Below are 21,677 nucleotides of genomic sequence, written 5' to 3'. Positions count from 1 at the left end.
TCACCCGTATGTTCGGGTACTTCGCCCGGACGGCCGCGCGGAACCGCTGGAAGCGGGCGAAGAACTCGTCCGGCAGGTTCTCCTCGTTGCCGACCTCGATGTGGGTGAGGTGGAAGGGCTTGGGGTGGCCCATCCCGGCGCGCACCTTGCCCCACTTCGAGGAGGCGGGTCCGTTGGCGAACTCGATGAGGTCGAGGGTGTCCTGGACGTGCCGTTCGAGCAGGGCGTCGTCGGCGACGGCCTGGTTCTGGCCGCAGCCGGTGACGAGGGCCGGCACGACGGGCAGCGGCATGGCGCCGATGTCCTCGGCGAAGCGGAAGTACTCGTAGTAGCCGAGGCCGTAGCTCTGGTTGTAGCCCCAGAAGTTCGCGTTCGTGGCGCGGGTCTCGACCGGGCCCACGGTGTCCTTCCACTGGTAGGAGCGCTTGCGCTGCCAGCCGGAGGCCTCGCTGTAGTCCTGCATGGAGCCCGTGTTGACCAGGCAGCCGCCGGGGAAGCGGACGAAGCCCGGGTGCAGGGCGGCGACCTTCTCGGCGAGGTCCTCGCGCAGGCCGTTGGGCTCGTGCCGGTAGGTGTCGCGCGGGAACAGGGAGACCATGTCCAGGCCGGTCGCGGCGTCGGCGGCCACGGTGAGCCGGCCGGTGGTGCTGGTGCGGGTGGCCGTCAGGGAGGCCCGGTACCGGGCCCAGCCGTTCTTCTTCACGGTGATCCGCCGGGCGGTCGCGAGCGTGCCGCCGGAGTCCTGGAGGGTGACGGTCAGGGCGCTGCCGGCCTCGGCGCGGGCCCAGACCGAGAAGTCGTACCTCTTGCCGTCCTGCACGGCGATGCCGGTGTTGTAGCCGGTGTTGGTCACGGCGGACCCGGCGTCCAGCGCGAGGTAGTCGCGGTTGCGGTCGTTGAGGCGGCCGGCGTCGTCGACCACCCGCGCGGTACCGGAGACCGTCCACGCGGTCAGCGGGGTGTACGACCCGTTGTCGTCGGCGGAGTACTCGAAGGACCGGTTCTGCACGAGTTCGGCGTACAGGCCGCCGTCGGCCGCGCGGTTGATGTCCTCGAAGAAGACGCCGTACATCGCCTTGCCGATCTCCGGCCCGCGGGCGGCGGGGTCGACGGTGATCGTGTAGTCGGTGGTGTCCTCGGCGTGGGCGGGGGCGGGGAGGGCGGTCGCGGCGAGCAGGACGGCGCTCGCCGACAGACCGAGTCTGCGGCGGGTGGTGCGTGACATGGATACTCCGCGGCTCTGAGTGTTCGAAATATCAGACATTGGTCAGCACTTCGAACGGCAAGATAGGGATAGGACGTGCACACGTCAATGGGATGACCTACGCCTTCACCGGCATACGTCCATGAGGGCGTGCCGCGCCGCCCCCGTAAGCTCGCACCATGGATGCGCTGACGCCGCACCGCGACGCGCGGGAGTACTGGCCGGTGCCGGACGTCCTGGCCCACCTGGCCGGGCGCTGGCGTGTCGAGCGTGCCGTGCGGGACCTGGCGGGCGGCGCCGAGGGGCACTTCACCGGCACCACCGTCTTCGGGCCGCTGGCGGACGGCGGGCTGCTGCACGAGGAGTCCGGCACCTTCACCTGGCAGGGGACGGCCCGCCCGGCCACCCGGACCCTGCGGTTCCTGCCGGGGCCCACGCCCGGCCGGGCGGACGTGCGGTTCGCCGACGGGCGGCCCTTCCACGAGCTGGACCTGACCACCGGGCACTGGATCGCCGGCCACCCCTGCGCGGCCGACTTCTACCGGGGCGAGTTCACCGTCCGGGACGCCGACCGCTGGCGCACGGTGTGGCGGGTCGGCGGCCCCGCGAAGGACCTGGTGCTGACCACGGACTACGTGCGCGAACGCTGAGCCGGGATCCCGTCGAAGCGGAGGTTCCAGCGGCCGGCGCGGCCGGAGACCGTGGTCGTGGACAGCGGGCGGACGTCGATGTTCCAGTAGCTCGACGGCGGCGCCTTCAGGGCGTACACCAGGGCCGCCCGGATCACGGACGGCTCGGCCACGGCGACGATCCGGCCGCCGTCGTCCGCCGGCCGGGTGTCCAGCCAGCCGCCGACCCGGGAGATGAACGCCAGCAGGGACTCCCCGCCGTGCGGGGTGGCGCGCGGGTCGGCGAGCCAGAAGTCCACCGCCTCCGGCTCCCGGGCCATCGCCTCCCCCAGCGTCAGCCCGCGCCAGCGGCCCATGTCGCAGTCCCGCAGCGCGAGCTGGACCAGCGGGGCGTACCCCAGGGCGTCGCCCGTGGCCCGGCTGCGCGGGGTCGGCGAGCAGTAGCGCAGCTCCGCCGCCGCCAGCGGCAGCAGCTCCCCGGCGGCGCGCTGCACCTCGTCCCAGCCGGCCTGGTTCAGCGGCCGGTCGTCCTCGAAGCGCTCCGCCGGCGGCGGGGCACCGCACGCGGCGGCGACGAACGTCACCCTCAGTGGCATGCGGTGATGGTGAGCCGCCGGGAGGTGCGGGTCAAGAGCCGTTACCGGTGAGTTACCAGAGGTATGCGCGGGCTTACCCGGCGGGAGTGTGCACCATCCACTGCTCCGGCCGGTCCAGCGGCCGGAAGCCGGCCTTGGCGTACACCCCGTGGGCGTCCCGCGTGGCCAGCAGGATCCGGCGCACCCCGAGGGGGACGAGGTGGTCGCGGATGCGGCCGGCGAAGGCCGTGCCGATGCCCTTGCCGCGCACCGCCGGGTCGACGTACACGTCCGCGAGCCAGGCGAACAGCGCCTGGTCGGTGACCACGCGCGCGTACGCCACCTGCTCGCCCGAGGCGGTGTCGTAGACCCCGAAGTTCAGCGAGTGCGCCATCGCCCGCTCATGCTGCTCCCGCGAGCGGCCGGTCGCCCAGTACGCGTCGGACGACAGCCAGCCGTGCACGCGGGCGGCGTCGACCCGTGCGGTGTCGGCGGAGAACTCGTAGCCGTCGGGCAGAACCGGTGTGTCGCTCATGGGGTGGATCATCACAGGACCGTCCGCCGCCGGGCGAGCGGATTTCCCAGGACCTCGTCGACGGCCGCCCGCAGCCGCCGGACGCCCTCCGCGATCTCCCCGGTGCCGGCCACCGCCGCGAAACTCAGCCGGACGTGGCCGGCGGGGGGTTCGGCGCTGAAGTAGGGGCGGCCGGGGGTGAGGGCGACGCCCGCGCGCAGCGCCGCCGCGGTCAGCGCGCCCTCGTCCGCGCCCTCGGGCAGCCGCAGCCACAGGTGGTAGCCGCCGGACGGGACGTGCGGCAGGGCGAGTTCGGGCAGCTGCCGGGCGAGGGCGCCCGTCATGGCGTCCCGCCGGGTCTTCAGCTCGGCCGAGAGCGCCCTCAGGTGGCGCGGCCAGGCCGGCGAGCCGACGAGTTCCAGGGCGGCCTCCTGCAGCGGCCGCGGCACGAAGAAGCTGTCCACGACCTGGATGGCGCGCAGCCGTTCCAGCACCGGCCCGTGCGCGGCCAGGGCGCTCACCCGGAAGCTGGGCGAGGTCGCCTTGGTCAGCGAGCCGACGTAAACGACGACACCGTCCGGGTCGTCGGCGGCCAGCGGGCGGGGCAGCGGGCCCGCGTCGGCGTGCACGAGCCGGCGCACGAAGTCGTCCTCGACCACGAACGCGCCGGCCTCGCGGGCGATGCGCAGCACCTCGGCGCGCCGGGCGGGCGACAGCACGGCACCGGTGGGGTTCTGGAACAGCGGCTGGCAGACGAAGACCCGGGCGCCGGTGGCGTGGAAGGCGTCGGCGAGCAGATCGGGCCGCACCCCGTCGGGGTCCACCGGCACCGGGACGGGCCGCAGGCCGGCCGCGCGGGCGAGGGCCAGCATGCCCGGATAGGTGGGCGATTCCACGAGCACGGGGGCGCCCGGCGGGGCGAGGGCGCGCAGGGCGGTGGCCAGCGCGGCCTGGCCGCCCGCCGCGATCAGCACCTCGGCCGCGGTGACGGCGCCGCCGATGCCGCGGGCGAACCACTCCCGCAGCTCCGGCAGTCCCTCCAGCGGCGGTCTGCCCCAGGCTCCGGGCCGCCGGCCGGCGCGGGCGAGCGCCGCGGCCATGGCCCGCTCCGGCTGCAGGCAGGGGTGCGGATAGCCGCCGTTGAACTCCAGCACCCCGGGCGGCGGCGCGGCCAGCGAGACGGTGACACCGGAGGCGTCCACCGTGCGCGGTACGCGGTCGGCGGTGCCGTCGGCGCTCAGCGCGACCTCCTGCCAGGAGGTGTCGCCGGCGGGGGGCTCCGGGGTGCGCGGCCGGGCCCGGAAGACGCCGGCGCCCGGCCGGGTGACCACCAGTCCCTCGGCGGCGAGCTGGGCGAGCGCCCGGGAGACGGTCACCGGGCTGACTCGGAACCGCTCGACCAGCGCCCGACTCGACGGGAGCTTTCCACCAGGAGAGTAGCGGTCGAGCTCCTTGCGGAGCTGTTCTGCCAGTTCACCCACACTGCTACGCTGTTGCATGAAAACACAGAGTAGCGCTACTACCGCCAGGTCGATAGCACAGGTAGCACCGACGGCGGCCACCGCTCACCGGGAGCTCCGGGGGCTGGGCACCGCCCAGGCCGCCCTCGGCGTGGTCGCCTTCTCGCTCACCTTCCCCTCGACCGCCTGGGGCCTGGAGAGCTTCGGCCCGTGGTCGCTGGTGGCGGTGCGCGGGGTGCTCGCCGCCCTGGTCGCCGGGGGCTGCCTGCTCGCCCTGCGCGTCCCGCTCCCGGCGCGGCGCCAGCTGGCCGGCCTCGCCGTGGTCGCCGCCGGCGTGGTGCTGGGCTTCCCCATGCTGACCACGCTCGCCCTGCGGACCTCGACCACCGCCCACGCGGCGGTCGTGGTGGGGCTGCTGCCGCTGACCACCGCCGTCGTCTCCGCCCTGCGCACCGGCGTCCGGCCGTCCCGCCGGTTCTGGGCGGCCGCCCTCACGGGCGCCGCCGCCGTGCTCGCCTTCACCGTGGCGCAGAGCGGCGGCGCGCTCACCGCCGCCGACGGGTACCTCTGCGCGGCGCTGCTGGTGTGCGCGGCCGGGTACACCGAGGGCGGCCGGCTCGCCCGGGTCATGCCGGGCTGGCAGGTCATCGGCTGGGCGCTGGTGCTGTGCCTGCCGCTGACCGCGCCGGCCGCGGCGGTGGCGCTGTCGTACGAGCCGGTGCACCCGAGCGTGCACGGGGTGCTGGGCCTGGTGTGGGTGGCGGTCGGTTCGACGTTCTTCGGGCTGCTCGTCTGGTACCGGGGGATGGCGGCCATCGGGATCCCGCGCGCCAGTCAGTTGCAGTTGGCCCAGCCCCTGCTCACACTGGTGTGGTCGGCGCTGCTGCTGGGCGAGCACTTCACGGTGGCCGCTCCCCTGACCGCCGTGGCCGTGCTCGTGTGCATCGCCGTCACCCAGCGGTCGTGAGCGTGAGGAGGGCCGGCAGATGCGCGCAGCCAAGGGCGACAAGCTCGTCCAGCACGGCAGGGTGGTGGGCCAGCACGACCAGGTCACCGAGGTCGTCGAAGTGATGGGCGAGAACGGCAATCCGCCCTACCGCGTCCGCTTCGACGACGGCCACGAGGCGATCATGTCCCCCGGCCCCGACTGCCAGGTCAGGCACGGGGACACACAGCACCAGTAGTCACCGAGGGGGCGTCGCCGGCTGCCGGTAGTGGTCGGCGACCACCCGTGCCATGGCCCCGATCCGGTCCTCCGCCACCTCCCGGGCGCCGAAGAACACGTGCCCGCCCACCTGCGGGTACCGGGCGGCGAGGGCCAGGTGGCGGGACAGCTCGGCCGGGTCCCGCCAGGCCGGGTCCTCCCCCGCGGCGCCCGCGCGGTACAGCGCCTCCCCGATGTACAGCGCGGTCCCCGTCCCCCGGGCGACCCCCGCCCACCAGGCCACGAGCCGGGCGTAGTCGGCGGTGGGGTGGCCGATGTGCCAGTAGAGCTGCGGGACGATGTAGTCGATCCAGTGGTCGCGGACCCACTTCCGGGTGTCCGCGTACAGGTCGTCGTACGTCTCGACGCCGGCCCGCGTGTCGGAGCCGCGCGCGTCGGTGGACGCGTTGCGCCACACGCCGAAGGGGCTGATGCCGAACCGGGTGCCCGGCCGGACCCGCCGGATGCCGGCGGCCGTCTCGCGCACCAGCCGGTCGATGTTGTCCCGCCGCCAGGCGGCCCGGGTCGCGAAGGCGCCGCCGTGACGGTCGTACGCCTCGTCGTCGTCGAAGGTCTGGCCGGCGACCGGGTAGGGGTAGAAGTAGTCGTCGAAGTGCAGGGCGTCCACCGGGTAGCGGGCGACCGCGTCGAGCATCGCCCGCTGCACGAAGGCGCGCACCTCGGGCAGCCCGGGGTTGTAGTAGAGCCGGCCGCCGTAGGGCACCACCCAGTCGGGGTGCGCACGCGCCGGGTGCGAGGCGGCCAGCCGGCCTGGGTCGGTGTGGAGGGCGATCCGGTACGGGTTGCACCAGGCGTGCAGCTCCAGGCCGCGGGCGTGGGCCTCCGCGACGGCCGTGCCGAGCGGGTCCCAGCCGGGATGGCGGCCCTGCGTGCCGGTGAGGTACTCGGACCAGGGCTCGTACGGCGACGGCCACAGCGCGTCGGCGGTGGGCCGCACCTGGAGCACCACCGTGTTGAGCCGGTCGCGGACCGCGCGGTCGAGGTGCGCGAGCAGTTCCCCGCGCTGCGCGCTCGCCGACAACCCGGGACGCGAGGGCCAGTCCCGGTTCAGCACCGTGGCGACCCACACGCCCCGCAGCTCGGCGGTCCCTCCCCGCCGGACGCCGGGCACCGCGCCCGGGGCCGGGACGGCCGGTCCCCCGGCCGGGGCCGCGACCGGGGCGGTGGCCAGCGTGGACAACGCGGCCAGGGCGAAGGCCCGCCGAGACATGCGCCCCATGGGCACACCCCCATACACTGCGGATCCGCCTGGTCACGGATCGTTCCGCGGTCCAGGATGCCCCCACCCCGGCGATCGATCATCGATACTTGACGGTAACGTGCACGATCGGAGCAGGCGCCGAACCCGGAGGTCTGCCAGCGAGCCGGAAACTTCAGCGAAGGGGACGATGTGAGCGACATCGAGCGCGTCGGGGTCGTGGGCTGCGGCCAGATGGGCGCGGGCATCGCCGAGGTGTGCGCCCGCGCGGGTCTGGACGTGAAGGTCGCCGAGACCACCGGCGAAGCCCTGGAGTTCGGCCGTACCCGGCTGTTCACCTCCCTGTCCAAGGCCGCCGAGCGCGGAAAGATCAGTGAGGCGGAGCGGGACGACGCGCAGGCGCGGCTGAGCTTCACCACCGACCTCGGCGAGTTCGCCGACCGCGACCTGGTGATCGAGGCCGTCGTCGAGAACGAGCAGGTGAAGACCGAGATCTTCCAGGTGCTCGACCAGGTGGTGACCCGGCCGGACGCGATCCTGGCCTCCAACACCTCCTCGATCCCGCTGGTGAAGCTGGCCGTCGCCACCGCCCGCCCGGACCACGTGGTCGGCATCCACTTCTTCAACCCGGCCCCGGTGCAGAGCCTGGTCGAGCTGATCCCGGCGCTCACCACCTCCGAGGGCACCCTCAGCCGCGCCCAGATCTTCGCCGAGAAGGTGCTCGGCAAGCACGCCATCCGCGCCCAGGACCGCTCCGGCTTCGTGGTGAACGCGCTGCTCGTGCCCTACCTGCTGTCCGCGATCCGGATGTTCGAGTCGGGCATCGCGAGCCGCGAGGACATCGACAACGGCATGGAGATGGGCTGCGCCCACCCGATGGGCCCGCTGAAGCTGTCCGACCTGATCGGCCTGGACACCATCGTCTCCATCGCCAACAGCATGTACGCCGAGTACAAGGAGCCGCTGTACGCCGCTCCCCCGCTGCTCCAGCGCATGGTCGAGGCGGGCCGGCTGGGGCGGAAGGCCGGGTCGGGGTTCTACACGTACGGCTGATCACGCAGAGCGACGTCCTGCGGGCCCGGCACCGGAGTTCGGTGCCGGGCCCGCGCGTTTCACACACCGTGTGCGCGCCGGGCACGCATATGCCGCTCACACACGCTTTCCATGCGCCCACCAGGCGAGTTGACTCTTGATGCGCATGCAAGGGATGCGGAACCATCCACTTCGACCACCGAAAGGAGCGGACCCGTGACCGCCGATCCGGAGCATCCCGTGGTCCAGGGAGAACTCGCAGAGTTACGGCGCCGCCTCGACGTGGCATATGCCCGCGTCGAGGGAGGGCTGGCACTGCTGCGTCACCGTACCGAGGAGTCCGCCAAGGAACTGGACGAGCTGAACTCCCGGATGACCTCACTGGAGCACACACGCTGGCCGCTGCCCTCGCTCGCCGCGCTGACCGCCCTCGGCGCGCTCGTGGTGACGGTGTGGCAGGCGCTGGCGGCCCATTAGCCACCTGCCCGCCGGCCTCCTGGCCTCCTGGCCTCCGGCTCCTAGCCCTCGGCGAGCCTGAGGTGGTGCAGCAGGAGTAAGGCGGCCGCCATGTTGGCGGCCGGGACCTCCCCACGGGCGATCAGGTCGGGGACGAGCTTGAGGGGGACCCATTCCCGCCGGTCCGACTCGAAGTCGTCCACGGGGTGCCCGACGTACTCGCCCCGGTCGGACCAGTAGATGTGGTGCCGGGCGTCGGTGAGACCGTTGGACGGCTCCACGCTGAGCAGGTGGTGCAGGGGCCCCGGCCGCCAGCCGGTCTCCTCCTCCAGTTCCCTGGCCGCCGCGCTCGCGATGTCCTCCCCGTCCTCGACCACGCCCGCGGCCAGTTCCCAGCCCCAGCTGTCGGTGATGAAGCGGTGCCGCCACAGCAGCAGCACCTCGTTGGCCGTGTTGACCACGGTGGCCACGGCCACCGGACGCAGCCGGATCAGGAAGTGGTCGAGGTGCCTGCCGTCCGGCAGCTCGACATCTGCGAGATTGACGCTGAACCAGCGGTTTGCATACACAGTCTGTTCGTTCTGTTTCGTCCACTGCACGGTTCTGCCACCTTCCGCCGAGTAAGTGGCAATATCGCAGCAGGGACGGTGCTCCCGCAGTGGGCCTACAGGGGCACGCGCAGCGCGCCGTCGATGAGTTCGGCGGCTTGGGCGGTGCCGGCCGAGCCGCAGCGCACCAGGTGCTCGCGGACCGCGCGCAGCCTGTCGCGCAGCCGCTGGGACTCCATTCCGCGCGCCTGCTCCGCCATCTGCACGGCGGTGGCCACGGCCTTCTCGGCGTTGCCCTGGCGCAGCTCGATGGTGCTGAGCATGGCCAGCCGGTGCACCCGCCCCCGGTCGTGCGCGGGGCTGCCGACGGCCGCCGCCGCGTGCTCCCGGGCCGCGGCGAGTTCCCCGAGGCTGAGCAGCGCCTCGGCCACCTGCACATTGACGAGGCCCGGCTGGACGTACCCGGTCTCGTCGGGCTCGTGGCCGCGCCGGATCCGCTCGGCGGTCGACTCCGCCCGCCGGATGCAGGACAGCGCGCTGCCGCTGTCCCCGAGGTGCGCGTACGCCTTGGCCTGCATCGCATACAGGTCGGAGGCGAGCGCCGGGGTGATGTGCCGGCCGGCGGCGCGCAGCGCGGCCTCGGCGAAGGCGACGGCCTGCCGGTACTCCCGCATGAACAGCGACTGGTTGACCAGCAGCGCGATGACGTACGCGCCCAGTCCCCGGTCCCCGCTCGCCTTCGCCAGCCGCAGCGCCTGGTGGAAGTAGCGCTGGGCGAGTCCGTGCGCGTCGGAGTCGTACGCGCAGATACCCGCGATCGCCACCAGCCCGCCGGTGGCCCGGTGCAGTTGGCGTCCGGTGGCGTCGGTGTAGCCGCCGCGCAGCAGCGGCGCGGCCTCGCTGTTGAGGAACCCGACGATCCGCGTACGGGTGGCGATGCCGCCGGCCTTGCGGTACATCTGCTCGTAGTGCGCCCGGGCGGCCCGCAGCATCTCGATGTCGGCCGCCGTGACCGGGTGCCGGCCGCCCCGGGAGACGTCCACGTCCTCGGGCGGGTTCTCCCATTCCCACACCGGCATCACCGCCGGGGTCCCGGTGACGGCCGCAGCGCCCAGCACATGGGGCCGCTGCTGTTCGTCCGACCGCCACAGGGCGGTGGCCCGCTCCACGAATCCGCCCAGCGAACCGGCGTGCGGGGTGCTCGGCTCACCGGGCACGCCGAGCCCGATGTCGTCGAGCGTGACGGGCCGCTGGAGCCGGGCCGCCACCACCTCGCAGATCAGGTCGGGCACCTGGCCCCGGGGGCGCTGGCCCTTCAACCAGCGTGCGACGGCGGTGTGTTCGTACCGCAGCGCGAGCCCGCGTCCGCGGCCCGCCTGGTTGACGTGGGCGGCGAGACCGGCGTGCGAGACGCCCGCCTCGTCCAGGATGGCGTCGAGAAGGGTGTTGGGCTGCATGGGATGCCCCCCGGGTGGCCTGGTGCGGTCAGCGTAGTGCCACCGGGTTCACACGGGGTGTGAACGCTGCGCGTGGATCCGCGCCGTGTGCGCGCTGTTGCGCAGCGTGCCCCTTCGGTTGACTGAGGTGCCTCGCAAGAGGCCGGCCAAGCCGCCGGCTCCCCCTCGAACGACGGTGGCTTGGCCGGGGCGGCCCCCGGGTGCGGCTAAGCGTGCGGTGCCGGCTGCGGGTGGGTGGGGGCCTGGCATCCCCGGGCCCCCGGGCAGGAGAGTTCGCCTCTCGTCCGGCCGTTGCGCAGGACCAGCAGGGCCACGTCGTCCGCCGGCCGGCCGGCGGTGTGGTGCAGCAGGGCCCTGAAGAGGGCGCGCAGCACCGTCTGGGGTGACACCGGCTGGTCGCGCACGGCGTCGCGCAACGCCGCGGGCAGCGGGAAGAACCGGCCGTGCGGGTCCCGCGCGTCCTCCGCCCCGTCCGTGAACAGCACCAGCGACTCCCCCGGGCGCAGCCGGCCGCCCGCCAGGGCCTCCAGCTCCGCCGGCAGCGGGAACGGTCCCAGCGGCGGCAGGGGGTCCCCACAGGCCAGCTGCTCGACCCGGGTGCCCGTGACCACGTACGGCCACGGGTGGCCGCAGTTGAGGACGCGCAGTTCGCCGTCCCTGCCGATCTCCAGCAGGAGAACGGTCACGAACTCCTCGGCGACCGGGTTGTCGAGGTCGGCGGCGCCGTGCGCGGGGTGCTCGGCGCGCGCCCGTTCGCGCAGGTGGCGGGCGAGGGCGCGGTCCAGTCTGCGGAGCACCCGGCCCAGTTCGGGCTCGTCGTGCACGGCCTCGCGGAAGCTGCCGAGGAGGGCGGCGACGGTGCCGAGGGCGGCCAGACCGTGCCCCCGCACGTCCCCCATGACCACCCGCACCCCGTGCTCGGTGGCGATGGCCTCGTACAGGTCGCCGCCGACGCTCGCGCCCCGGTCGGCGGACAGCTGGGCGGCGGCGACGTCGATCCCGTCCAGCCGCGGCGGCAGCGGGCGCAGGACGACGTTCTGCGCGGCGCGCGCCGCCCGCCGGGCGAGCCGCAGCTCGCGCAGCAGGGCGTGGCGCACGTGGAATATCAGCCCGGTGCCGACGGCGAAGAACACCGCGCTGGTGACGACGCGCGCCCCGAGCCCGTCCTGCTGGGCGAGCGGGCAGCCGTACTTGTAGCCGACCGCGACCGCTCCCCAGACGGTGGGCAGGACGAGGGCCCGCCCGGTGGGCGCCCGTGCCTTGATGCGGATCATGCCTCTGGTCCCCCATGTGGGCCTGGCAGAGCAGACGGACCGGCCCCGAAAGGCCGGTCCGATTCTGTCCACGCCAGGGCTCCGGGAGGACCGGATCACCTCGAATTCCCACCCGAACGAGTGAGGACACCCGAGCCGACCCGCATTTATGCGGCTGCCGGGAGGGCAGCCGGTCCCGGGTGCGCTAGCCCCGCAGCACCGCGCCGGTCCGCTCGCCCGCGAGGGCGACGGCCGCGTCCCGGGCGGCCGAGGCCTCGTCCACGGTCAGCGTCCGGTCGCTCGCACGGAAACGCAGCGCGTACGCCAGCGACTTCTTCCCGTCCCCCAGCTGCTCGGCGTTCTCGTACACGTCGAACAGCCGGATGGACTCCAGGAGTTCGCCCGCGCCCTCCCGCAGTGCGGCCTCCACGTCGGCGTGCGGCACGAACTGGTCGACCACGAGGGCGACATCCTGCGTGGCGACGGGGAACGACGAGATCCGCGGGGCCCGCGGAACGCCGTCGCCCACCGCCTCCAACGCGTCCAGGTCCAGCTCGGCCGCGCAGGTCCGCTCGGGCAGGCCCAGGGCCTTGACCACCCGCGGGTGCAGTTCTCCCGCGTGGCCCACGACCCGCTCGGCGCCGTCGGCGACGACGGCCAGCTCGGCGCAGCGGCCGGGGTGCCAGGGACCGTACTGCCCCCGGCGCACGACCAGCTCGGCGCCGGCCTCGCGGGCGACGGTGCGCGCCGCCTCGACGGCGTCGGCCCAGTCCGTGGGACGGCCCTTGCCCCACCAGCCGGCCTGCTCGCGGGCGCCCACCAGGACGACGGCCACGTGCCGCGGCTGCTCGGGCAGCGCGGCGTCCAGCGCGGCGATCTCTTCCTCGGTGGGCCGCCGGTCGACGGGCAGGTGCGTGGCGACGCGCTGCTCCTCGCGCGGGTGGAACACCAGCCCGGTCTCGAACAGCGCCAGGTCGTGGGCGCCCCGGCCCGCGTTGCGCCGCAGCGCGCCGAGCAGGCCCGGCAGCAGCGTCGTACGGAGCGCGGGCTCCTCGTCGCTGAGCGGGTTGACCAGCTTCACCACCCGGCGGGCCGGGTCGTCGGCGTCCAGGGCGAACTGGTCGAAGACCTGCTCGCTGACGAACGGGTAGTTCGGCGCCTCGACATAGCCCGCGCCGGCCAGCGCGCGGCCGACCCGGCGGTGCAGCCGCTGGCGGTGCGTGAGGCCGCGGCCCGAGGGGAGCCTGGGCAGCGTGGAGGGCAGGTTCTCGTAGCCCTCGAGACGGATGACCTCCTCGGCGAGGTCGTTGGCGTCGGCCAGGTCGGGCCGCCAGGACGGGACGGTGACGATCAGCTCGTCCTGCCCGTACACGTCGCAGCCGACCTCCTGGAGGCGGCGGACGACCGTCTCACGGCCGTACTCGACGCCCGCCACCTTGTCCGGGTGGTCGGCCGGGACGGTGATGGTGTGCGGGGCCGAGGGCGCGACGATCTCGGTGACGCCGGCCTCCGCCGTACCCCCCGCCAGGAGCACCAGCAGGTCCACGGTGCGCTGCGCGGCGGCCGCGGCGGCCTGCGGGTCGACACCGCGCTCGAAGCGGCGGGACGCCTCGGACAGCAGCTTGTGGCGGCGGGCCGTGCGGGCGATCGAGACGGCGTCGAAGTGGGCGGCCTCGATGACGACGTCGGTCGTGGCGTTCCCGGCGTCCTCGTGGTCGGCGATCTCCGTGTTCGCGCCGCCCATGACACCGGCGAGGCCGATCGGACCGCGCTCGTCGGTGATGACCAGGTCCTCGGAGTGCAGCGTGCGCTCGACGCCGTCGAGGGTGACGAGCTTCTCGCCCTCCTCGGCCCGGCGCACGCCGATGGCGCCCTGGACCAGCGTGCGGTCGTAGGCGTGCAGGGGCTGGCCCAGCTCCATCATCACGTAGTTCGTGACGTCGACGGCGAGCGAGATCGGGCGCATGCCGACCTTCTGCAGCCGGCGCTGGAGCCAGATCGGGGAGCGCGCCTCGGGGCTCAGGCCGCTGACCGTACGGGCGGTGAAGCGGTCGCAGCCGAACGGGTCGGCGACCTGCACCGGGTAGCCGTAGGCGTTGGGGGCCGGGACGTCCAGCAGGGCGGGGTCGCGCAGCGGCAGGCCGTAGGCGATGGCGGTTTCGCGGGCGACACCGCGGATGGACAGGCAGTCGCCGCGGTTGGCGGTGACGGCGATGTCCAGGACCTCGTCGACCAGTTCTAGCAGCTCGATGGCGTCCTTGCCGACCTCGGTCTCCGGCGGCAGCACGATGATGCCGTGGCTGCCGTCGTCACCCATGCCCAGCTCGTCGCCGGAGCAGATCATGCCGTGGGACGTCTTGCCGTAGGTCTTGCGGGCGGCGATGGAGAAGCCGCCGGGGAGCGTGGCGCCCGGGAGGACCACCACGACCTTGTCGCCGACCGCGAAGTTGCGGGCGCCGCAGACGATCTCCTGGGGCTCGCCGGTGCCGTTGGCCTGGCCGACGTCGACCGTGCAGAAGCGGATCGGCTTCTTGAAGCCCTCCAGCTCCTCGATGGTCAGCACCTGGCCGACGACCAGCGGGCCCTTGAGGTCGGCGCCGAGCTGCTCGACGGTCTCGACCTCCAGGCCGGCCGAAATGAGCTTGGCCTGGACGTCCCGGCCGGTCTCCGTCGCCGGCAGGTCGACGTACTCCCGCAGCCAAGAAAGCGGGACCCGCATCAGATCTCCATCCCGAACGGCCGGGTGAACCGGACGTCACCCTCGACCATGTCTCGCATGTCTTCGACGTTGTGGCGGAACATCAGCATCCGCTCGATGCCGAACCCGAAGGCGAAGCCGCTGTACTTCTCCGGGTCGATGCCGCAGGCCGTCAGGACCCGCGGGTTGACCATGCCGCAGCCGCCCAGCTCGATCCAGCCCTCGCTGGAGCAGGTGCGGCAGGGCCGGTCGGGGTTGCCGACGGACTCGCCCTTGCACACGTAGCAGAGCATGTCCATCTCGGCGCTCGGCTCGGTGAAGGGGAAGAAGTTGGGCCGCAGCCGGGTCTTCATGCCCTCGCCGAACAGGGACTGGACCATGTGGTCCAGGGTGCCCTTGAGGTCGGCCATGGTCAGGCCCTCGTCCACGGCGAGCAGCTCGACCTGGCGGAAGACCGGGGTGTGGGTGGCGTCCAGCTCGTCGGTGCGGTAGACGACGCCGGGGCAGATCACGTAGACCGGCAGCTCGCGGTCGAGCATCGAGCGGATCTGCACGGGCGAGGTGTGCGTGCGCAGCACCAGACCGGACTCGGTGCCGCCGTCGGGGCCCTGCACGAAGAAGGTGTCGGCCTCGCCGCGGGCCGGGTGGTCCGGGCCGATGTTGAGCGCGTCGAAGTTGAACCACTCGGCCTCGACCTGCGGACCCTCGGCCACCTCGTAGCCCATGGCCACGAAGATGTCCTCGATGCGCTCGGAGAGCGTGGTCAGCGGGTGCCGGGCGCCGGCCGGGACGCGGTCGTAGGGCAGTGTGACGTCCACCGCCTCCTCGACCAGCACCCGGGCGTCGCGCTCGGCCTCCAGTTCGGCCTGGCGGGCGGCGAGGGCCTTGTTGACGGCGCCGCGGGCCATGCCGACGCGCTTGCCGGCCTCGGCCTTCGCGTGCGGGGGCAGGGCGCCGATCTCGCGGTTGGCGAGGGCCAGCGGTGAGGCGGGGCCGGTGTGGGCGACCTTGGCCTCGTGGAGCGCGTCGAGGGAGTCCGCGGCGGCGAAGGCGGCGAGCGCCTCGTCCCGCATGCGCTCGATCTCTTCCGGTTTCAACGCCTCGACCTCGACAGGGTCGTACGACTTATTCGGTGCCGACATCTCTTCCCGTGCTTCCGATTGGCTGGCGGATGGTCCCCGCGACCGTTGGTGGGCCGTGTGAAGACACAAAGGTGCCAAAGGCCGAGTCTAACGGGGTGGAGGTGTGCGAATGCGCCCGTGGGCCGTCAGGCGAGATACGCCGGGGCCGCCACGGGCAACGTAAATCGGAACTCGGCGCCGCCGCCGGCGGCGCGGCCGACCGTGATGGTGCCGCCGTGGGCTTCCACGATGCCCTTGACGATGTACAGCCCGAGGCCCGTGCCGCCGCGCTTGCTGCCCCGCCAGAAACGGGTGAAGACGCGGTTCATGGACTCCTCCGGGATGCCGGGCCCCTCGTCGCTCACCGTGACCGACGTGCCGGTTTCCTCGCCCTCGCGCGGGGACGGCGTGGGCGTGACGTCAATGGTGACGGTTCCCTCGCCGTGCCGCACGGCATTTTCGATGAGGTTGCTGAGCACCTGGTCGATCTTGTCGGGGTCGGCCCACAGCGCGGGCAGCGGCTGTTCGATGCGGAGCAGGAAGCGCTCGGCGCGCTGGCCGGCCGCCACGTAGGCCTGGATGTGCCGGGAGACGGCGGCCCCGATGTCCACGGGCTGGCGGCGCACCTCCAGCCGCCCGGAGTCGATCCGGGAGATGTCGAGCAGCTCGGCGATGAGGCGGGTGACGCGGTCGGCGTCGGCGTCGACGGTCTCCAGCATGAGCCGTTTCTGGTCGTCGGTGAACCGTTCCCACTTGGCGAGCAGGGTGGCGGTGAAGCCCTTCACCGAGGTCAGCGGGGAGCGCAGCTCGTGGGCGACGGTGGCGATCAGTTCGGCGTGGCTGCGCTCGGTGCGGCGGCGCGCCTCGGTGTCCCGGAGGGAGACGACCACGCTCCGCACCGGCCCCAGCGGCTCGGCGCGCACATAGCGGGCGGAGACGAGCACCTCCCGGCCGCCCGGCAGCAGCAGGTTGCGCTCCGGCTGCCGGACCCGGATGGCGAGTCCGCCGTAGGGGTCGGTGAGCTGCCACCAGCGGCGCCCCTCCAGGTCCTCCAGGGGCAGCGCCTTCTCCAGCGACTGCCCCAGGGCGTCGGCGGCCCGGCGGGCGGTGATGCGCGCGGCGGCGGCGTTGAAGCAGGTCACCCGGCCGTGTTCGTCGGCGACGACGAGGCCGTCGGGCAGCTGGTCGGGATCGACGGCGGGGCCGTCGCCGGCGTGCCGGGGCGCGGGCGCGCGCCGCGCGTCCCGGCCCTCCGGCGCGGTGCTCGTGCCGGCCACACTCATCCCCGTACCCCACCTCTCAGACGGCGCAGGGCCCCGCGCTGGTCACCCTACTAGCTCTCGGTGACGGAGCGGCACCCTCCGGAGGCGCGCTGTGCACGGGCCGACGCGTAGAGACATACGGCGGCGGCGGTGGCGAGGTTCAGGCTCTCGGCCTTTCCGTGGATGGGGACGCGTACGACGGCGTCGGCGAGGGAGCGGGTCTCCTCGGGCAGCCCCCAGGCCTCGTTGCCGAACACCCAGGCGGTGGGGCCGCCCATGGTGCCCTTGTCGAGTTCCTCGTCCAGGTCGCGGTCGCCGGCCCCGTCGGCGGCGAGGATGCGCACCCCGGTCTCCTGCAGTGCGGCCACGGCCCGCTCGACGGGTACGCCGACGGCGACGGGCAGGTGGAAGTGGGAGCCGACGGAGGCGCGGACGGCCTTGGGGTTGTACAGGTCGACGGAGGCGTCGGTGAGGACCACGGCCTCGGCGCCGGCGGCGTCGGCGCAGCGCAGCACGGTGCCGGCGTTGCCGGGGTCCCGTACATGCGCCAGGACGGCGACCAGCCTGGGCCGGGCGGCGAGGATCTCCTCGAAGGGGGTGTCCAGGAACCGGCAGACCCCGACCAGCCCCTGCGGGGTGACGGTGGTGGAGATGTCCGCGATGACCTCTTCGGAGGCCAGGTGGACCCGGGCGCCGGCGGTGCGGGCCGCGCCGATGATGTCGGCGTACCGCTCCGCGGCCTCGACCGTGGCGAACACCTCGACCAGTGTCGCCTGTCCCCCGGTCCGGTGCCCGGCGGCCTCCCGCACGGCCTGCGGCCCTTCGGCCAGGAACAGGCGGTCCTTGCCCCGGAAGTTCCGCTTGGCGAGCCGCCGGGCGGCGGCGACACGGGCGGACCGGGGGGAGATCAGCTCGGGGCTGACGGGGGCCATCCTCTTCGTCACTTTCAGGAGAGTCTTCTTGTCCGGCACGGCGGGCGGAACGCCCCCCGAGGGGCGCGGGGAACTACGCGGCCAGCCACGACGCACCCGCAGCCGAGAACGAGCGCGAGCCCCCAACAACAGGACCCGCAAGCCATGACAGCCTGCGGGTCCTGCGGTGAACGTCGGCTCAGAGCCAGCGGGGCGTCACGCGGCCTTCGGGGCGTTGACGTCCGACGGCAGCGCCTTCTGCGCGACCTCGACGAGCGCCGCGAAGGCGGTCGCGTCGTTGACGGCCAGCTCGGCCAGGATCTTGCGGTCGACCTCGACGTTCGCGGCCTTCAGACCCTGGATGAAGCGGTTGTAGGTGATGCCGTTGGCGCGGGCAGCGGCGTTGATGCGCTGGATCCACAGCTGACGGAAGTCGCCCTTGCGCTTCTTGCGGTCGTTGTAGTTGTAGACCAGCGAGTGGGTGACCTGCTCCTTGGCCTTGCGGTACAGGCGCGAACGCTGACCGCGGTAGCCGGAGGCCTGCTCGAGGATCGCCCGGCGCTTCTTGTGGGCGTTGACTGCCCGCTTGACGCGTGCCACTTGTTAACTCCTTGTAGCGGGGTCGTGGTGGTCTTCACACGACCCGGAAACGATTCGGTCCCGGTCCAGACGTGCGGCGCTGCTCAGGCGGCGCCGGCGCGTCACTTGCCGAGAAGCTTCTTGATCTTCGCGGCGTCGCCCGGGGCCATCTCGGCGTTGCCGGTGAGGCGGCGCGTGACGCGGGACGACTTGTGCTCGAGCAGGTGGCGCTTGCCGGCGCGCTCGCGGAGCACCTTGCCGGAGCCGGTGACCTTGAAGCGCTTGCTGGCACCGCTGTGCGACTTGTTCTTCGGCATAGCGCCGTTCTCTCCTCGTCGGTGGCGCTCCGGTGCCCGGTCGTGAGAACCGGGCACGGTGGAGCGTCGCTCTTCTTTCGGTTACATCCTCGGGGACGTGGGTCCCCCGGGATCACGCCTCGGCGGAAGCCTCGGCAGGGGTCTCGTCGCGGCCCTCGGCGTTCACGGCGTCCGGGTCCGCGGCGTTCTGCGACTTGCCGGGGTTCGCCTTCGCCTCGGCCTTGCGGGCCTCCTGCGCCTGACGGGCCTCGGCCATCGCCTCGGTCTTCTTCTTGTGCGGACCGAGGACCATGATCATGTTTCGGCCGTCCTGCTTCGGGTTCGACTCCACGAAGCCGAGGTCCTGGACGTCCTCCGCCAGCCGCTGCAGCAGTCGGTAGCCCAGCTCGGGGCGGGACTGCTCACGGCCACGGAACATGATCGTGATCTTGACCTTGTCGCCCTGCTTGAGGAACCGGACGACGTGACCCTTCTTGGTGTCATAGTCGTGCGGGTCGATCTTCGGCCGGAGCTTCATCTCCTTGATGACCGTGTGCGCCTGGTTCTTGCGCGCCTCACGGGCCTTCATGGCCGACTCGTACTTGAACTTCCCGTAGTCCATGAGCTTGCACACGGGCGGACGGGCGTTCGCCGCGACCTCGACCAGGTCCAGGTCGTACTCCTGCGCAAGCTCCAGTGCCTTAGCGAGCGGGACGATGCCCACCTGCTCGCCACTGGGACCGACAAGTCGCACCTCGGGAACGCGAATCCGGTCGTTGATGCGGGGCTCGGCGCTGATGGATCCTCCTCGGTAGCACCACACGGCGGTCTGGCGGACAGCCGCGTAACGTCTCTTTTCGTGAGACCTAACCGCGCCGAAGCACAAAAAATGCCCCGGACGATCACAGGCGGGGCTCCAAGCACTACCGGAACACCGCCGCGATGCCGCGGGGCGCGCTTTCGGGCGACTCCATCGTCCGTACGGAACGATGGCGGCCGCCTGACCGGGTGACCCGCCGTCCGGGGGACGGTCAGGTGGGAGATCGGAGCCTCCACTTGTGGGCCGGACACACAGGTCCGGCCGGTCGTCCTTCAGATTAGCAGCATCGCCGGACGAGGGCTAATTGAGGGGCGCCGGTCGCGACCACCTATGGTGTGGGACATGAGTGACACCCCTGCCGAGCCCGCTGAGTCTTCCGAGGTCCCCGACTTCGACGCGATGACCCGGGACATCGCCGAGGTCCCCGCCGTCGAGGTGATCGTGACGGTCGCCGTCAACCTGATGAGCGCCGCCGCCGTGAAGCTCGGGCTGAGCGAGGAGGGCGAGAAGTACAAGGACCTCGACGAGGCCCGCAAGCTGATCACCGGGCTCGCCGGGCTGCTGGACGCGAGCGCGACCGAGATCAGCTCCTTCCACGCGGCCCCGCTGCGCGACGGTCTGAAGTCGCTGCAGCTGGCCTTCCGCGAGGCGTCGGTCGTCCCGGACGAGCCGGGCCAGGGCCCGGGCGAGAAGTACACCGGGCCCGTCTACGGCTGACCCGTCCCCCTCACTCCTTCACGTACAAGGGCTCGCCCGGAGGCGTGGTCCCGGCCGGCAGCAGTGCCAGGTCGAGGCCGCGCACCAGGCGGGCCCGCAGTGTCTCGTCGGCGGCCAGCCGCTCGGCGACCGCGCGGGCGGCCTCCGCGGGCGGCGCGGCCGGGTCGAGGACGAGGGCGAGGGTGCCGTCGGCCCGCCCCGGCCCGAGGTGGGCGCGCAGCACGGCCGGCTCCGCCGCCACCGCCGTACGGACGGCCGTCACCACGGCGGGGTCGGCGAGCGGGTCGGTGCTGGTGCGGCCCTCGGCGAGGGCGAGCAGTGCCGGGCCGGTCAGCTCGAAGGGCACGGGTCCGGCGAGGTCGAGCACGACCGTGTCGGCCTTCTCGTGCGCGGCCGCCTGGAGCGCCTGGTGCAGGGGTACGGCCACGGGCCGGGCGGCCGGGTCCCAGCGGGCCAGCGACTCCGTGGAGGTGAAGGCGGGCAGCGCGGTGCGGCCGCCCGCCTTCAGGGTGGGCACGGCCATGTCGCTGGTCTTCTCGCGGCGCAGCCCGTTCTCGTCCTCCTCGACCTCGCCGAGCACGGCGACGACGGGGACCAGCAGGCGGGCGCCCCTGAGCGCCTCCAGGACGGGCCCGAGGGCGCCGCGGTCCTCGGCCCAGGCGGCGAGCGCGGCGCTCAGCCGGGGGTCGGCGGAGCCGTCGTCGTCGGAGAAGCCGGGGTCGGGGATGTTCTTGTTCGCCACGGTCACCGACCCTATAGCTTCCACCGCACCCCTCCTCCGGCCGGCCGGACCCACGGGGCCGGCGCCGGCCGGTGCCGTGCCGGGTACATCGCCGGGCAGCGGGTCGAGGGCGTCAGCCCGGCCGCCGGCGGCCGCGCCACAGGACCACCCCGGCCACCAGGAGGACCCCGCCGGCGCCGCCGGCGAGCGGGGCCGCCCAGCCGGCCGGTCCGTTCGCGGCCCCGGCGGTGTCCGGGCCCGAGCCGAAGTACTCCTTGCCGTACGACGCGGCGCGCAGGCCCCGGGGCCGCAGGCGGGCGGCGGCCTTCAGGGCCGCCGCCGGGTCGATCATGCCGAAGCCGCGGGAGTCGTCCCGGCCGCCCACCGGGGCGTCCCGCGCGGTGTCCTCCAGGAGCTTCTTGATCTGGGCCGGGGCCAGGTCCGGGTGGGCCGACCTGATCAGGGCCGCCGCGCCGGAGACGAAGGCGGAGGCGGCGCTCGTGCCCCAGCCGGCGTAGTACCTGTGGTCGGGGTCGGCGATGACGACGTCGACGCCGGGCGCGCTGACGGCGGCGTACCAGCGGCGGGTGGAGAAGGCGGCGCGGGTGCCGTACTTGTCCACGGCGGTGGCGGCGATGACGCCCGGGTAGGCGGCCGGGTAGGAGACGTGGTCGCCCTTGTCGCCGCCGTTGCCCGCGGAGGCGACCACGACCACGCCCTTCCCCAGGGCGTACTGCACCGCCTCGTCCTCGCCGGGTTCGGGATGGGCGGAGTTCGAGTCGTCGCCGAGGGAGAGGTTGATGACGTCGGCGCCGTGGTCGGCGGCCCAGCGGATGCCGTCGGCGAGGGCGTTGCCACGGGTGGTGCGGGCCTTGGCGCGGGCCGGGTCGCCGTCCTCCAGGATCACCCGGACCGGCAGCACCTTCGCCTCCGGGGCGACGCCCATGACGCCCTCGCTGCCTCCGGTGCCGTGGCCGTGCCCGGCGATGATCCCGGCCATG

At 73.3% G+C, this 21,677-nt stretch carries 23 protein-coding genes; 6 read left to right on the top strand and 17 right to left on the bottom strand.

What is annotated here, in order from left to right; translation table 11 throughout:
* On the bottom strand, nucleotides 1–1,225 hold a 1,225-nt coding region (locus IE312_RS42070), incomplete at its 3' end, for an alpha-L-arabinofuranosidase family protein (protein WP_229900504.1).
* 158 nt (nucleotides 1,226–1,383) lie between these two features.
* On the opposite strand from IE312_RS42070, the gene IE312_RS27450 reads away from it, so the two are divergent.
* The gene (locus IE312_RS27450; protein WP_189984995.1) at nucleotides 1,384–1,854 is read left to right on the top strand and encodes a DUF6314 family protein; all 471 of its coding nucleotides are present in this window, start codon (nucleotides 1,384–1,386) and stop codon (nucleotides 1,852–1,854) included.
* On the opposite strand, the gene IE312_RS27445 is transcribed toward IE312_RS27450, so the two are convergent.
* From IE312_RS27445 to IE312_RS27435, 3 genes are all read right to left on the bottom strand, one after another.
* Nucleotides 1,836–2,429, bottom strand: coding sequence for a histidine phosphatase family protein (locus tag IE312_RS27445; RefSeq protein ID WP_189984994.1), 594 nt, complete (start codon nucleotides 2,427–2,429; stop codon nucleotides 1,836–1,838). The genes IE312_RS27450 and IE312_RS27445 overlap by 19 nt on opposite strands.
* Before the next feature lie 73 nt (nucleotides 2,430–2,502).
* Complete coding sequence (locus tag IE312_RS27440) at nucleotides 2,503–2,943, bottom strand: GNAT family N-acetyltransferase (RefSeq protein WP_189984993.1); 441 nt, start codon at nucleotides 2,941–2,943, stop codon at nucleotides 2,503–2,505.
* Between the two features lie 11 nt (nucleotides 2,944–2,954).
* Nucleotides 2,955–4,421 carry an aminotransferase-like domain-containing protein gene (locus IE312_RS27435; protein ID WP_189984992.1) on the bottom strand — a complete coding sequence of 489 codons (1,467 nt, stop codon included), beginning with the start codon at nucleotides 4,419–4,421 and terminating at the stop codon, nucleotides 2,955–2,957.
* Here IE312_RS27435 and IE312_RS27430 point away from each other — a divergent pair.
* Nucleotides 4,420–5,349 (top strand): DMT family transporter, encoded by a 930-nt coding sequence (locus IE312_RS27430; RefSeq protein WP_189984991.1) that lies wholly within the window; start codon nucleotides 4,420–4,422, stop codon nucleotides 5,347–5,349. The genes IE312_RS27435 and IE312_RS27430 overlap by 2 nt on opposite strands.
* A gap of 19 nt (nucleotides 5,350–5,368) precedes the next feature.
* Complete coding sequence (locus tag IE312_RS27425; protein WP_189984990.1) at nucleotides 5,369–5,566, top strand: DUF1918 domain-containing protein; 198 nt, start codon at nucleotides 5,369–5,371, stop codon at nucleotides 5,564–5,566.
* Here IE312_RS27425 and IE312_RS27420 read toward each other — a convergent pair whose 3' ends face one another.
* Nucleotides 5,567–6,826 (bottom strand): glycoside hydrolase family 10-like protein, encoded by a 1,260-nt coding sequence (locus IE312_RS27420; RefSeq protein WP_189984989.1) that lies wholly within the window; start codon nucleotides 6,824–6,826, stop codon nucleotides 5,567–5,569. It lies immediately after the preceding gene.
* A 171-nt stretch (nucleotides 6,827–6,997) separates the two neighbouring features.
* Here IE312_RS27420 and IE312_RS27415 point away from each other — a divergent pair, with 171 nt between their 5' ends.
* The gene (locus IE312_RS27415; RefSeq protein WP_189984988.1) at nucleotides 6,998–7,858 is read left to right on the top strand and encodes a 3-hydroxybutyryl-CoA dehydrogenase; all 861 of its coding nucleotides are present in this window, start codon (nucleotides 6,998–7,000) and stop codon (nucleotides 7,856–7,858) included.
* A 195-nt stretch (nucleotides 7,859–8,053) separates the two neighbouring features.
* Complete coding sequence (locus tag IE312_RS27410) at nucleotides 8,054–8,314, top strand: hypothetical protein (protein ID WP_189984987.1); 261 nt, start codon at nucleotides 8,054–8,056, stop codon at nucleotides 8,312–8,314.
* Between the two features lie 41 nt (nucleotides 8,315–8,355).
* Here the strand turns inward: IE312_RS27410 and IE312_RS27405 are convergent, their stop codons facing one another.
* The 10 genes from IE312_RS27405 to infC all read right to left on the bottom strand — a co-directional run bounded on the left by IE312_RS27405 (nucleotide 8,356) and on the right by infC (nucleotide 19,241).
* Nucleotides 8,356–8,892, bottom strand: a complete 537-nt coding sequence (locus tag IE312_RS27405) for an NUDIX hydrolase (protein WP_189984986.1) — start codon at nucleotides 8,890–8,892, stop codon at nucleotides 8,356–8,358.
* A gap of 65 nt (nucleotides 8,893–8,957) precedes the next feature.
* On the bottom strand, nucleotides 8,958–10,298 hold the full coding sequence (locus IE312_RS27400; RefSeq protein ID WP_189984985.1) for an NsdA family TPR-like regulatory protein: 1,341 nt from the start codon (nucleotides 10,296–10,298) through the stop codon (nucleotides 8,958–8,960).
* Nucleotides 10,299–10,504: 206 nt separating this feature from the next.
* On the bottom strand, nucleotides 10,505–11,572 hold the full coding sequence (locus IE312_RS27395) for a PP2C family protein-serine/threonine phosphatase (RefSeq protein WP_189984984.1): 1,068 nt from the start codon (nucleotides 11,570–11,572) through the stop codon (nucleotides 10,505–10,507).
* Between the two features lie 184 nt (nucleotides 11,573–11,756).
* On the bottom strand, nucleotides 11,757–14,270 hold the full coding sequence (gene pheT, locus IE312_RS27390; RefSeq protein ID WP_189984983.1) for a phenylalanine--tRNA ligase subunit beta: 2,514 nt from the start codon (nucleotides 14,268–14,270) through the stop codon (nucleotides 11,757–11,759).
* Nucleotides 14,270–15,391, bottom strand: coding sequence for a phenylalanine--tRNA ligase subunit alpha (pheS, locus tag IE312_RS27385; RefSeq protein WP_189984982.1), 1,122 nt, complete (start codon nucleotides 15,389–15,391; stop codon nucleotides 14,270–14,272). Before pheS ends, pheT begins: the two co-directional genes overlap by 1 nt.
* Before the next feature lie 125 nt (nucleotides 15,392–15,516).
* The gene (locus IE312_RS27380) at nucleotides 15,517–16,653 is read right to left on the bottom strand and encodes a sensor histidine kinase (protein ID WP_189984981.1); all 1,137 of its coding nucleotides are present in this window, start codon (nucleotides 16,651–16,653) and stop codon (nucleotides 15,517–15,519) included.
* Between the two features lie 50 nt (nucleotides 16,654–16,703).
* Nucleotides 16,704–17,564 (bottom strand): TrmH family RNA methyltransferase, encoded by an 861-nt coding sequence (locus IE312_RS27375; RefSeq protein WP_189985102.1) that lies wholly within the window; start codon nucleotides 17,562–17,564, stop codon nucleotides 16,704–16,706.
* 195 nt (nucleotides 17,565–17,759) lie between these two features.
* The gene (gene rplT / locus IE312_RS27370) at nucleotides 17,760–18,143 is read right to left on the bottom strand and encodes a 50S ribosomal protein L20 (protein ID WP_065002829.1); all 384 of its coding nucleotides are present in this window, start codon (nucleotides 18,141–18,143) and stop codon (nucleotides 17,760–17,762) included.
* Between the two features lie 101 nt (nucleotides 18,144–18,244).
* A complete protein-coding gene (gene rpmI, locus IE312_RS27365; RefSeq protein WP_004933563.1) occupies nucleotides 18,245–18,439 on the bottom strand; it encodes a 50S ribosomal protein L35 in 195 nt (64 codons plus the stop codon).
* 112 nt (nucleotides 18,440–18,551) lie between these two features.
* Nucleotides 18,552–19,241: a translation initiation factor IF-3 gene (gene infC, locus IE312_RS27360; RefSeq protein WP_189300275.1), complete on the bottom strand. Its 690-nt coding sequence runs from the start codon at nucleotides 19,239–19,241 to the stop codon at nucleotides 18,552–18,554.
* Between the two features lie 339 nt (nucleotides 19,242–19,580).
* Between infC and IE312_RS27355 the strand changes: the two genes are divergently transcribed.
* Entirely contained in the window at nucleotides 19,581–19,955 is a 375-nt protein-coding gene (locus IE312_RS27355; protein ID WP_189984980.1) for a DUF1844 domain-containing protein, read from the top strand.
* Between the two features lie 10 nt (nucleotides 19,956–19,965).
* On the opposite strand, the gene IE312_RS27350 is transcribed toward IE312_RS27355, so the two are convergent.
* The gene (locus IE312_RS27350; protein WP_189985101.1) at nucleotides 19,966–20,697 is read right to left on the bottom strand and encodes an SseB family protein; all 732 of its coding nucleotides are present in this window, start codon (nucleotides 20,695–20,697) and stop codon (nucleotides 19,966–19,968) included.
* 112 nt (nucleotides 20,698–20,809) lie between these two features.
* Nucleotides 20,810–21,677, bottom strand: an 868-nt coding sequence (locus tag IE312_RS27345) for a S8 family serine peptidase (protein ID WP_229900503.1), incomplete at its 5' end; no start/stop codon positions are given.

This window comes from Streptomyces capoamus (genome assembly GCF_014654935.1).
GTDB lineage: Bacteria > Actinomycetota > Actinomycetes > Streptomycetales > Streptomycetaceae > Streptomyces > Streptomyces capoamus.
The sequence above is the reverse complement of the archived record's forward strand: the minus strand, read 5'-3'. Positions and strand labels throughout refer to the sequence as shown.

Excerpts from the sequence above, each read along its gene's own strand:
- IE312_RS27450 (WP_189984995.1), top strand. The coding sequence starts at position 1,384 with ATGGATGCGCTGACGCCGCACCGCGACGCGCGGGAGTACTGGCCGGTG.
- IE312_RS27445 (WP_189984994.1), bottom strand. The coding sequence starts at position 2,429 with ATGCCACTGAGGGTGACGTTCGTCGCCGCCGCGTGCGGTGCCCCGCCG.
- IE312_RS27440 (WP_189984993.1), bottom strand. The coding sequence starts at position 2,943 with ATGAGCGACACACCGGTTCTGCCCGACGGCTACGAGTTCTCCGCCGAC.
- IE312_RS27430 (WP_189984991.1), top strand. The coding sequence starts at position 4,420 with ATGAAAACACAGAGTAGCGCTACTACCGCCAGGTCGATAGCACAGGTA.
- IE312_RS27435 (WP_189984992.1), bottom strand. The coding sequence starts at position 4,421 with ATGCAACAGCGTAGCAGTGTGGGTGAACTGGCAGAACAGCTCCGCAAG.
- IE312_RS27425 (WP_189984990.1), top strand. The coding sequence starts at position 5,369 with ATGCGCGCAGCCAAGGGCGACAAGCTCGTCCAGCACGGCAGGGTGGTG.
- IE312_RS27420 (WP_189984989.1), bottom strand. The coding sequence starts at position 6,826 with ATGGGGCGCATGTCTCGGCGGGCCTTCGCCCTGGCCGCGTTGTCCACG.
- IE312_RS27400 (WP_189984985.1), bottom strand. The coding sequence starts at position 10,298 with ATGCAGCCCAACACCCTTCTCGACGCCATCCTGGACGAGGCGGGCGTC.
- IE312_RS27395 (WP_189984984.1), bottom strand. The coding sequence starts at position 11,572 with ATGATCCGCATCAAGGCACGGGCGCCCACCGGGCGGGCCCTCGTCCTG.
- pheT (WP_189984983.1), bottom strand. The coding sequence starts at position 14,270 with ATGCGGGTCCCGCTTTCTTGGCTGCGGGAGTACGTCGACCTGCCGGCG.
- pheS (WP_189984982.1), bottom strand. The coding sequence starts at position 15,391 with ATGTCGGCACCGAATAAGTCGTACGACCCTGTCGAGGTCGAGGCGTTG.
- IE312_RS27380 (WP_189984981.1), bottom strand. The coding sequence starts at position 16,653 with ATGAGTGTGGCCGGCACGAGCACCGCGCCGGAGGGCCGGGACGCGCGG.
- IE312_RS27375 (WP_189985102.1), bottom strand. The coding sequence starts at position 17,564 with ATGGCCCCCGTCAGCCCCGAGCTGATCTCCCCCCGGTCCGCCCGTGTC.
- rpmI (WP_004933563.1), bottom strand. The coding sequence starts at position 18,439 with ATGCCGAAGAACAAGTCGCACAGCGGTGCCAGCAAGCGCTTCAAGGTC.
- IE312_RS27355 (WP_189984980.1), top strand. The coding sequence starts at position 19,581 with ATGAGTGACACCCCTGCCGAGCCCGCTGAGTCTTCCGAGGTCCCCGAC.